The organism is Pseudomonas sp. BF-RE-21 (genome assembly GCF_019947305.1).
Taxonomy (GTDB): Bacteria; Pseudomonadota; Gammaproteobacteria; order Pseudomonadales; family Pseudomonadaceae; genus Aquipseudomonas; species Aquipseudomonas migulae.
Genome location: NZ_JAGYGF010000045.1, coordinates 44,218 through 52,452 on the forward strand (window position 1 = coordinate 44,218; position 8,235 = coordinate 52,452).

10 protein-coding genes are annotated in these 8,235 nt (G+C 61.0%); 7 read left to right on the forward strand and 3 right to left on the reverse strand.

Going from position 1 to position 8,235, the window contains the following annotated elements:
- Positions 1-220: 220 nt before the first annotated feature.
- Complete coding sequence (locus KGB25_RS23225; RefSeq protein ID WP_223436844.1) at positions 221-2,275, forward strand: S9 family peptidase; 2,055 nt, start codon at positions 221-223, stop codon at positions 2,273-2,275.
- A gap of 198 nt (positions 2,276-2,473) precedes the next feature.
- A complete protein-coding gene (locus KGB25_RS23230; RefSeq protein WP_008035048.1) occupies positions 2,474-2,947 on the forward strand; it encodes a cyclic nucleotide-binding domain-containing protein in 474 nt (157 codons plus the stop codon).
- Here KGB25_RS23230 and KGB25_RS23235 read toward each other — a convergent pair.
- On the reverse strand, positions 2,944-3,234 hold the full coding sequence (locus KGB25_RS23235; protein WP_192228708.1) for a hypothetical protein: 291 nt from the start codon (positions 3,232-3,234) through the stop codon (positions 2,944-2,946). The genes KGB25_RS23230 and KGB25_RS23235 overlap by 4 nt on opposite strands.
- A 92-nt stretch (positions 3,235-3,326) precedes the next feature.
- Here KGB25_RS23235 and KGB25_RS23240 point away from each other — a divergent pair, with 92 nt between their 5' ends.
- From KGB25_RS23240 to KGB25_RS23255, 4 genes are all read left to right on the forward strand, one after another.
- Entirely contained in the window at positions 3,327-4,013 is a 687-nt protein-coding gene (locus tag KGB25_RS23240; RefSeq protein WP_008034788.1) for a spermidine synthase, read from the forward strand.
- A gap of 48 nt (positions 4,014-4,061) precedes the next feature.
- Positions 4,062-4,433, forward strand: coding sequence for a YajD family HNH nuclease (locus KGB25_RS23245; RefSeq protein ID WP_007944009.1), 372 nt, complete (start codon positions 4,062-4,064; stop codon positions 4,431-4,433).
- 212 nt (positions 4,434-4,645) lie between these two features.
- Positions 4,646-5,116 carry an RNA methyltransferase gene (locus KGB25_RS23250; protein WP_008034973.1) on the forward strand — a complete coding sequence of 157 codons (471 nt, stop codon included), beginning with the start codon at positions 4,646-4,648 and terminating at the stop codon, positions 5,114-5,116.
- Positions 5,117-5,207: 91 nt separating this feature from the next.
- Entirely contained in the window at positions 5,208-5,585 is a 378-nt protein-coding gene (locus KGB25_RS23255) for a DUF2892 domain-containing protein (RefSeq protein ID WP_223436846.1), read from the forward strand.
- Between the two features lie 103 nt (positions 5,586-5,688).
- Here the strand turns inward: KGB25_RS23255 and KGB25_RS23260 are convergent, their stop codons facing one another.
- Both KGB25_RS23260 and KGB25_RS23265 read right to left on the reverse strand, forming a co-directional pair.
- The gene (locus KGB25_RS23260; protein ID WP_223436848.1) at positions 5,689-6,918 is read right to left on the reverse strand and encodes a hypothetical protein; all 1,230 of its coding nucleotides are present in this window, start codon (positions 6,916-6,918) and stop codon (positions 5,689-5,691) included.
- Positions 6,919-6,936: 18 nt separating this feature from the next.
- The gene (locus KGB25_RS23265; protein WP_008034970.1) at positions 6,937-7,386 is read right to left on the reverse strand and encodes a YcgN family cysteine cluster protein; all 450 of its coding nucleotides are present in this window, start codon (positions 7,384-7,386) and stop codon (positions 6,937-6,939) included.
- Positions 7,387-7,551: 165 nt separating this feature from the next.
- On the opposite strand from KGB25_RS23265, the gene KGB25_RS23270 reads away from it, so the two are divergent.
- The gene (locus KGB25_RS23270; protein WP_008034969.1) at positions 7,552-8,145 is read left to right on the forward strand and encodes a nitroreductase family protein; all 594 of its coding nucleotides are present in this window, start codon (positions 7,552-7,554) and stop codon (positions 8,143-8,145) included.
- Positions 8,146-8,235 lie beyond the last annotated feature (90 nt).

Consider the following 8,235-nt stretch of genomic DNA (forward strand, 5'->3'; position numbering starts at 1 on the left):
CGCTTATAGTAACGACTTTTCGCACATCAGGCTTGCCCCAATGCCGGCCGGCTGTGCACAAACCCTGTGGGAGCGGGCTTGCTCGCGAAGGCGTCCTGTCAGCAACATTGATGGCGACTGACACACCGCTTTCGCGAGCAGGCTCGCTCCCACAGGGATTTGCGTCATTTGCCTATAGCCTGCGAACCCCTCTATTCCGTACATCGCCCGAGAGCCCTTCATGCCCCAATCCGCCAACATCACCAGCGCCCCGATTGCCCACAAGGCTGAAGGTTCTGACCCGTATGCCTGGCTGCAGGAACGCGACACCGACGTGGTGCTCGATTACCTCAAGGCTGAAAACCGCTATCTAGAGGCGCAAACCGCCGATCAGACCGGTCTGCGCGAAACCCTCTTCGAAGAGATCAAGGGCCGGATTCTCGAAACCGACCTGTCGCTGCCCTCCCCGTGGGGCCCGTATCTGTATTACACGCGCACCACCGCCGGCGACGAATACGCCCGACACTACCGCTGCCCGCGCCCGGCGGATGACAGCCTGCAACTCGACGAAAGCCAGGAACAGCTGCTGTTGGACCCGAACGAACTGGCCAACGGCGGCTTCTTTTCCCTCGGCGCATTCAGCATCAGCCCGGACCACCAGCGCCTGGCCTACAGCCTCGACACCACGGGCGATGAGATTTACACGCTGTTCGTGAAGGAATTATCCAGCGGCCGCGTCAGCGAACTGGAATTCGCCGACTGCGACGGCAGCATGACCTGGGCCAACGACAGCCTGACGCTGTTTTTCGGCGAACTGGACGACACCCATCGCCCGCACAAGCTGTTCCGCTATCGACTGGACGGCACGGCGGCCGAAGAAGTGTTCCATGAGCCGGATGGCCGTTTCTTCATGCATTGCTACCGTTCAAGCTCGGAGCAGCAATTGCTGCTGGCGCTGGGCAGCAAGACCACCAGCGAAGTCTGGGTGCTCGACGCGTTCCAGCCGCAACAGGCGTTTACCTGCGTGGCGCCACGGGTCGAAGACCACGAGTACGACGTCGACCACGGCGCCCTCGACGGCGAGTGGACCTGGTTCATTCGCACCAACCGCGACGGCATCAACTTCGCCCTGTACACGGCCGTCGATACCGGCGTCGCACCGACCGAAGCTGACTGGCAAAACCTGATCCCCCACAGCGACACCACGATGATCGACGGCATGAGCCTCAACGCCGGCGCCCTGACGCTGAGCCTGCGGGTCGGCGGCTTGCCGATCATCGAGGTTCACCCGCAAGACCTGCCGAGCTACCGCGTGCAATTGCCGGATGCGGCCTACAGCCTGCACGTGCAAAACAGCCTGGAATTCGTCAGCGAGCGGATCCGCTTGCGCTATGAAGCATTGAACCGTCCGGCACAAATCCGCCAACTGGACCTGGTCAGCGGCGAACAGAAAGTGCTCAAGGAAACCCCGGTGCTCGGCCCGTTCGACGCCGACGCCTATGTCAGCCAGCGTCTTTGGGCGACCGCACCGGACGGTACGCAAGTGCCGATCAGCCTGGTGGTCAAGCGCGAAGCCCTCGGCAAGCCGACGCCCCTTTATCTGTACGGCTACGGCGCCTACGGCGAAAGCCTCGACCCGTGGTTCTCCCACGCGCGCCTGAGCCTGCTGGACCGAGGCGTGGCGTTTGCCATTGCGCACGTGCGCGGCGGCGGCGAGTTGGGTGAAGCCTGGTATCGCGCCGGCAAACAGGAACACAAGCACAACACCTTCAGCGACTTCATCGCCTGCGCCGAGCACCTGATCGCCAACGGTTTCACCACCTCACAGCAATTGGCGATCAGCGGTGGCAGTGCCGGCGGGTTGTTGATCGGGGCGGTGCTTAACATGCGGCCGGAGCTGTTCGGCGCGGCGATTGCCGAAGTGCCGTTCGTCGATGTGTTGAACACGATGCTCGACCCGGATCTGCCGCTGACCGTCACGGAATACGACGAGTGGGGCAATCCTGAAGAGCCGGACGTTTATGATCGGATCAAGGCCTACGCCCCGTACGAAAACGTCACCGCGCAGGCGTATCCGGCGACGCTGGTGATCGCCGGCTACAACGACAGTCGCGTGCAGTACTGGGAAGCGGCGAAGTGGGTAGCGAAATTGCGCGCGACCAAAACCGATACCCATCAACTGCTGCTCAAGACCGAATTGGGCGCCGGGCATGGCGGAATGAGTGGCCGTTATCAGGGATTGCGTGACGTAGCACTCGAATACGCATTTGTTTTCGGGGTTTTGGGCATTGCCTGAGGAACTTGGCTCGGTGATTCGGTCTTAACACCAGAACGCCGAGCCTGCCCTTGTAGGAGCGAGGCTTGCCCGCGAAGAGGCCGTAACATTCAACATCTATGTTGGCTGTGATAATGCCTTCGCGGGCAAGCCTCGCTCCTACAGGGGAACTCGTATGATCCGGAACCGCTACAGACACAAGAAAAAGACCGTGACGACATGTCAGAACCGACCTTACTGAACAACGAAATCCGCGACTGGCTGATGGACTGTGGCCTGTTCGATCAACTGCTGCCCGCCGACTTCGCAGCCGCCTCGGGCTACTTCAGCATCAGCACGGTGGCCGAGGGCGAAGAGATCTTCCGCGAAGGCGATGCCGGCAGTTTCATGTGCATCATCCATACCGGCCAGGTCGCGGTACAAAAAACCAACAGCGACGGACAACGGGTGACCATGGCCACGCTGCGCAGCGGTCGGGCGTTCGGAGAAATGGCCGTGCTCGATGGCGAACGGCGTTCCGCCAGTTGTGTGGCCGCGAGCAATTGCCAGTTGCTGAACCTGGGCAAGGATTCCCTGGAAAAGATGCTCAACGACGCGCCGAAAATCGCCGCGAAGATCATCCGCGCCCTCGCCGTCTCCCTGTCAAAACGCCTGCGCATGGCCGACGGGCAACTACTCTCGCAGCAGGTTTAACCGCCCGGCGACTTGATCTTCGTGCGGTTCTGCTCAAGCCCCGGCAAGGGCTGATCCTTGGGCGGGCTGGGCACGATGATCGGCGGCAACAGCGGCGGCCCGCCACTGCCAGGCCCGACTTTAGGCACACTGTTGGGGGTGATCTGCGGGTACGGCGTCGGTGTTGCCGTGCCGGGCGAACCGGGGAGCGGCGACGGGCTGGTCGGAATGGTTTGCAGCTCTTGGGCCTGCACTGCAGTTATCGAGAGCGCGGCCAAGGCAATGACCGTTAGAATGGTGCGCTTCATCAATGGCTCCGTTAGCCTTGTTGTCTGTTTGCAGGCTACTCCCAACTGCGTTCGTTTGCCTCCCCCATGCCCTTCCTCCTCAAGAGAACCCCATGAAACGTTTCGTTCTGCTCGACACCGCGCCTATCCCTGAAAACGGCGGTGCCCTGTGCCTGTTCGAATACGGTGAGGATTTCGTCATCAAGATCCAGGGCGGCGACGGCGGACAATTGATGAATACGCGCATGCACGGTTCCGAAGATGCGCTGGCCGAGATCCCCTGCCGCAAGGTCGCCGGACGGCCGAATTCGCGGGTATTGATTGGTGGCCTGGGCATGGGCTTTACCCTCGCCTCGGCCCTCAAGCATTTGGGCAAGAGCGCTGAAGTGGTGGTCGCCGAACTGGTGCCGGGCGTGGTCGAGTGGAATCGCGGGCCGCTGGGCGAGAAAGCCGGGAACCCGCTGCTGGATAAACGCACGGTGATTCGCATGGAAGACGTGGCGAACGTGCTGCAGGCCGAACCGCAAGGTTTCGATGCGATCATGCTCGACGTCGATAACGGCCCGGAAGGCCTGACCCAGAGAGCCAACAGCTGGCTCTATTCCGCTGGCGGCCTGAGCGCTTGCGCCAAAGCCCTGCGACCAAAAGGGGTGCTGGCCGTCTGGTCTGCCAGCGCCGACAAGCAGTTTTCCGACAAACTGAAGAAGGCGGGCTTCAAGGCCGAGGAAGTCCAGGTCTTCGCCCACGGCAACAAGGGCACCCGCCACACCATCTGGATTGCCGAGAAGCTCAAGGGCTAGGCTAAACTTACGTCATAACCGTCATTAGTCTTTTACAAAGGTGAACCCATGAGTTCGTCAACACCGACCAACACCTCGAAGCTGGACCGCATCCTCGCCGACAACCAGCGCGACAAGGAAATGGGTTACCGCGACAAAGCCCTGAAGATGTACCCGCACGTGTGCGGCCGCTGCGCCCGTGAGTTTTCCGGCAAGCGCCTGAGCGAACTGACCGTGCACCACCGCGACCACAACCACGACAACAACCCGCAGGATGGTTCGAACTGGGAATTGTTGTGCCTGTATTGCCACGACAACGAGCACTCGCGGTATACCGACCAGCAGTATTTCGGTGAGGGCTCGTTGAGCACGCCGAAGATTGCCAAGGCGACGCATAACCCGTTTGCGGCGTTGGCCGGGTTGATGAAAAAAGAAGACTGAATATCTTCATTGCCTGACTTGGCCCCATCGCTAGCAGGCTAGCTCCCACAGGGGATCTTCTGTGCACATAAGAGTTTGTGAACACCCAAGATCCAATGTGGGAGCTAGCCTGCTAGCGATAGCAATTGTTCAGACACCACCAATCTCAAACCAGACACCCCCTCCCCCAATCCCCGTATAATCGCCGTTTTTTCCCCGAAGGCACCCCGCTCGTGGCAGACAAACGGTACAGCTGCATTGGTTTGTTCAACCCAAAATCACCGGAAAACGTCGGCTCGGTCATGCGCGCCGCCGGCTGCTACAACGTGGCGTCCGTGTTCTACACCGGCAAGCGCTATGACCGCGCCGCCGACTTCGTCACCGACACCAAACGTGTTCACTACGACATTCCGCTGATCGGCATCGACGACCTGAAAAAAATCCTGCCGCTGGGCTGCGTGCCGGTGGCCGTGGAACTGGTCGACGGCGCCCGTTCGCTGCCGGAATACACCCACCCGGATCGCGCGCTGTACATCTTCGGCCCGGAAGACGGCTCGCTGGATAAAGAGATTCGCGACTGGTGTGAAGACGTGGTCTACATCCCGACCACCGGTTGCATGAATCTTGCGGCCACCGTCAACGTCGTGCTGTACGACCGCATGGCCAAGGGCCTCAACACCCGCTCCGGGCCGAAATTCCGCTGAACCGACGCACATCCGATGGAACAAGCCGCCCGCCTCGGCAGTCAGCTTAATTATCTATTCTTGAAGCAGTCCTTCCAGCAGGAGACAGATCATGAGCGAACTCAAACGCGTGGAGCGCATCGAGTCCACCCCGTTCCAGAGTCCTTCCGACCATAACGTCCACGGCTGGGAACGCGCAGGCTCCGTCGCCGGCGGCCTGGTGATGGTGGGCAAAGGCCTGCGTCGCGGCGGTATTTTCGGATTGATCCAGGTGGCGATCGGTGGCGTGGCGCTGGCCCGTGGCATCACTGGCCACAGCTCGGCCAAGAGCCTGTTGGAGAAGAGCCGTCAGGACATGAACAACGTGCGGGCGAAAATCGAGCGTGCCGGGGAAGACCTGGCTCGGTTGAAGGCGAATGCCGAGGCAGCGACCAAAACCGCCACCGTGACCGGGAATGATTCGTTGAAGTCGCCGAAAGCCGGGGTTTGATCCGGGATTTTGTGTCGCGGTTAAGGGCCTCATCGCCGGCAAGCCGGCTCCTACAGGGGGACGCGTTCCAAATGTAGGAGCCGGCTTGCCGGCGATGGCGGTTTTACTGAAGCAACCCGGTATCAAGCACCTTGGAAGACTCGCCAATAACGCTCTCGGCCAGTTGGACGAATTCCTTGGTATCCACACTCTCCAGGTGCATCGCCCCGCGCAACACATCATCGAGCGAGCGCTTGTTGCGGGTCTTGATACGGATCTCCTGATCCAGTTCACTCAGCAATAGAACCGCTTTGCCAATCTGTGCCGGGCTGATCTGCTCGCCCCGCAACGTCGTGACCTTCTGGCTATCCTTGGCCAACTTCTTGTGCAAACTCTCATACCGCTCATCACTCATGCCACCGGCGCGGCGCACCAGTTCGATGGCGTAATACTCGGCAAAGCCTTCGCTGATCCAGTCGCTGCGCTGCTTGTCGTTGATCCGCCCGAATACCTGGGCCAGCTCACGCACCAGCGCGCTGCTGCCACTTTCGCTGACCAGTGGCAGGCGCGAATTCAGATAGATCGACTCTCGCGCCGCCAGACTGCCGCGCCACATCGGGTCGTTGGCGCCGACGATCAGCAATTTGGCGGGATGACGCGGAAACACAGCCTGCACTTGCGGCCAGACGAACGTCAGCAGCGTCAGCACGTCCATGCGGCGCATGCCCTGGCCCTGAGGCGAGGCGACGGTGACTTCGGTTTCCCCAAGCCGGGTGCGACGGCTGCCGAGGTGACCGGCGAGCATCCAGCCGGTTGGCCGGTCGAACAGGCGCGAGACGTTGTCGATGCGGAATTTGTTCTTGCCGATCCGCGGCCAGGCGGTTTCGACGCTTTTCCATCCGCTGGGCAATTCGAATTCAAGGCGTGACACCAATTCGATGCCGTCCTGCTGATCGAGTCTGGCGGCCGGTACCAGATCGTCGCCACGCATCAGCGCCCAGGTCGGGGTCATACGCGTGTCGAAGCTGCCGCTCTTGCGGCCGTGGCTGATGCGCACGCGGTAGGTCAGGCTGGCCTTGTCGGCCGCCGGGCGCCAGACACCCCGAGCCTGCTTGCCCGGCGTGAGTTGCCATTGGCCATCGGCCTTGAAGTCGCTGTAATGGCTGCCGTCGCCGAGGTCGAAATCCAGACTGCGCACCGCCGAACCCTGGGCCAGCGTCAGGCGCACTTCAGCCTGATCGCTTTGCGGCAACAGGCGCACGTGGTAATCCAGATCGACTTTCTTCGCCGCCCACACCGACGAACTCAGGGCCAGCAGCCCAACGGCCAACGCCAGCCGCAATCCCACAGCCATACACACTCCCTTGTAAAACTAACCTGCGCGGAAAATCAGATGGTCTTCCCAATCGTCCTCGGGCACGCTGCCTTCGGCGAGCATGCGCCCGGACTGGGAAATACGTTCGTGATGCACGGCATCGCGATCACCGCACACCAGATGGTGCCAGAGTGGCAAATCCTTGCCCTCGCTGACCAGGCGATAACCGCAGGTCGGCGGCAGCCATTTGAACTCATCGGCCTTGCCCGGTGTGAGCTGAATGCAGTCCGGCACGAATTCACGACGGTTGGGGTAATCGCTGCACTGGCAGGTTTTCAGGTCCAGCAGTTTGCAGGCGATGCGCGTGTAATAAACGCTGTTGTCGTCTTCATCCTCAAGCTTTTGCAGGCAGCACAGGCCACAACCGTCGCACAGCGATTCCCATTCCTCTTGATCGAGTTGATCGAGGGTTTTGCGTATCCAGAACGGTTCGACTTTGGCGGCCATGGCTCAAGCATCAACATCAGGTGGTGAAAAGGCCGCCAGTCTAGTGCCAAGGCCGTTGCGGGCCAAGCATTGGCGACTGCCGGTAGAACGCGCTTGTCAGTTTTTGCGCTGCCCAGTAGGGTTTCGCGTCGCCCCTCACTTTCAAACGTAGCAAGGAATCTATTGATGAGTGCCAATCCACGCGTTGCCGATTATGCCATCCACCCTCAATTCACCGATCGCTGGTCGCCCCGCGCCTTCACCGGCGAAGCCATCTCCGAGGAAACCCTGCTGAGCTTCTTCGAAGCCGCACGCTGGGCGCCATCGGCCTACAACTCGCAGCCTTGGCGGTTTCTCTACGCGCGCCGCGATACGCCGAACTGGGAGCGTTACCTGGGCCTGCTGAACGAATTCAACCGCAGCTGGGCGCAACACGCCTCGGCGCTGGTGATCGTGATCTCGAAAACCACCTTCACGGCGCCCGGCGCCACTGAAGAAACCCCGGCGCTGTGGCACACCTTCGACACCGGTTCTGCTTGGGGCCATCTGGCGCTGCAAGCGAGCATCAGCGGCTGGCACACCCACGGCATGGCCGGTTTCGATCAGGAACTGACCCGCAAGGAGCTGAACATTCCTGAAGGTTACGCACTGCACGCGGCAGTGGCGGTGGGCAAGCTGGGGGACAAGGCGACGCTGGCGGATTACCTGCAAGCCCGTGAAGAGCCAAGCCCGCGTCGTCCGTTGAGCGAGTTGGCGGCTGAAGGCGACTTCACCCTCTAAGCCACACCGCAAAACCAATGTGGGAGCGGGCTTGCTCGCGAAAGCGGTGTACCTGACAGAGTTAATGTCGACTGACACACCGCTTTCGCG

Coding starts and splice junctions, on each gene's coding strand:
- KGB25_RS23260 (WP_223436848.1), bottom strand. CDS start 6,918: ATGGCTGTGGGATTGCGGCTGGCGTTGGCCGTTGGGCTGCTGGCCCTG.
- KGB25_RS23255 (WP_223436846.1), top strand. CDS start 5,208: ATGAGCGAACTCAAACGCGTGGAGCGCATCGAGTCCACCCCGTTCCAG.
- KGB25_RS23270 (WP_008034969.1), top strand. CDS start 7,552: ATGAGTGCCAATCCACGCGTTGCCGATTATGCCATCCACCCTCAATTC.
- KGB25_RS23265 (WP_008034970.1), bottom strand. CDS start 7,386: ATGGCCGCCAAAGTCGAACCGTTCTGGATACGCAAAACCCTCGATCAA.
- KGB25_RS23240 (WP_008034788.1), top strand. CDS start 3,327: ATGAAACGTTTCGTTCTGCTCGACACCGCGCCTATCCCTGAAAACGGC.
- KGB25_RS23245 (WP_007944009.1), top strand. CDS start 4,062: ATGAGTTCGTCAACACCGACCAACACCTCGAAGCTGGACCGCATCCTC.
- KGB25_RS23225 (WP_223436844.1), top strand. CDS start 221: ATGCCCCAATCCGCCAACATCACCAGCGCCCCGATTGCCCACAAGGCT.
- KGB25_RS23235 (WP_192228708.1), bottom strand. CDS start 3,234: ATGAAGCGCACCATTCTAACGGTCATTGCCTTGGCCGCGCTCTCGATA.
- KGB25_RS23230 (WP_008035048.1), top strand. CDS start 2,474: ATGTCAGAACCGACCTTACTGAACAACGAAATCCGCGACTGGCTGATG.